At 52.6% G+C, this 1,776-nt stretch carries 1 rRNA gene; it reads right to left on the bottom strand.

What is annotated here, in order from left to right:
* Positions 1-1,723: ribosomal RNA gene (locus SM757_RS34745) — 23S ribosomal RNA — on the bottom strand; the annotation flags it as partial.
* Positions 1,724-1,776 lie beyond the last annotated feature (53 nt).

Here is a 1,776-nt window from a genome sequence, read left to right on the forward strand (position 1 = left end):
ATCCGCAAGGGACTTCACCTACTCGGGGCACACCTTCTTCCGAAGTTACGGTGTCAATTTGCCGAGTTCCTTCTCCAGAGTTCTCTCAAGCGCCTGAGAATACTCATCACGCGCACCAGTGTCGGTTTGCGGTACGGTCGTCAATAGCTGAAGCTTAGTGGCTTTTCTTGGAAGCAGGGTATCACTCACTTCGGCTGCAAGCAGCCTCGTTATCACCTCTCATCTCAGATCCCCGGATTTGCCTAAGGACCACGACTACGGGCTTGAACCAACTATTCCAACAGTTGGCTGAGCTAACCTTCTCCGTCCCCACATCGCACTATTGATCGGTACAGGAATATTGACCTGTTTCCCATCAGCTACGCATCTCTGCCTCGCCTTAGGGGCCGACTCACCCTACGCCGATGAACGTTGCGTAGGAAACCTTGCGCTTACGGCGAGGGGGCTTTTCACCCCCTTTAACGCTACTCATGTCAGCATTCGCACTTCCGATACCTCCAGCATCCTTCACAAGACACCTTCACAGGCCTACGGAACGCTCTCCTACCACGCACCCTTGCGGGCGCATCCGCAGCTTCGGTAACTGGCTTAGCCCCGTTACATCTTCCGCGCAGGACGACTCGATCAGTGAGCTATTACGCTTTCTTTAAATGGTGGCTGCTTCTAAGCCAACATCCTGACTGTTTTAGCCTTCCCACTTCGTTTCCCACTTAGCCAATTTTGGGGACCTTAGCTGGCGGTCTGGGTTGTTTCCCTCTTGAGTCCGGACGTTAGCACCCGGTGCTCTGTCTCCCAAGCTGTACTCGCCGGTATTCGGAGTTTGCAATGGTTTGGTAAGTCGCCATGACCCCCTAGCCATAACAGTGCTCTACCCCCGGCGGTAATACTTGAGGCACTACCTAAATAGTTTTCGGAGAGAACCAGCTATCTCCAGGTTTGTTTAGCCTTTCACCCCTATCCACAGCTCATCCGCTAGTTTTGCAACACTAGTCGGTTCGGACCTCCAGTAAGTGTTACCTCACCTTCATCCTGGCCATGGATAGATCACCTGGTTTCGGGTCTACACCCAGCGACTGAAGTTCGCCCTATTCGGACTCGGTTTCCCTGCGCCTTCCCTATTCGGTTAAGCTTGCCACTGAATGTAAGTCGCTGACCCATTATACAAAAGGTACGCCGTCACCCCGAAGGGCTCCGACTTTTTGTATGCATGCGGTTTCAGGATCTATTTCACTCCCCTCCCGGGGTTCTTTTCGCCTTTCCCTCACGGTACTGGTTCACTATCGGTCGATTACGAGTATTTAGCCTTGGAGGATGGTCCCCCCATCTTCAGACAGGATTTCACGTGTCCCGCCCTACTTGTCGCCAGCTTAGTACCACACAGGTCTTTTCACATACGGGGCTATCACCCACTATGGCCGGCCTTTCCATGCCGCTTTGTTAAGTCCCGTGCTATCACTGGCAGGCTGTTCCGATTTCGCTCGCCACTACTTTCGGAATCTCGGTTGATGTCTGTTCCTCGAGCTACTGAGATGTTTCAGTTCACCCGGTTCGCCTCTAGCACCTATGTATTCAGTGCAAGATACCCTTGCGGGTGGGTTTCCCCATTCGGAAATCTCCGGATCAAAGCTAATTTGCCAGCTCCCCGAAGCTTATCGCAGGCTATCACGTCCTTCGTCGCCTGTAATCGCCAAGGCATCCACCACATGCACTTAGTCACTTGACCCTATAACTTTGACTTCTACGGGAAGTAGAAATCGTCAAGGACTGCAGTCAATT

The sequence above is a fragment of the Azohydromonas lata genome (genome assembly GCF_034427735.1).
GTDB lineage: Bacteria > Pseudomonadota > Gammaproteobacteria > Burkholderiales > Burkholderiaceae_C > Azohydromonas > Azohydromonas lata.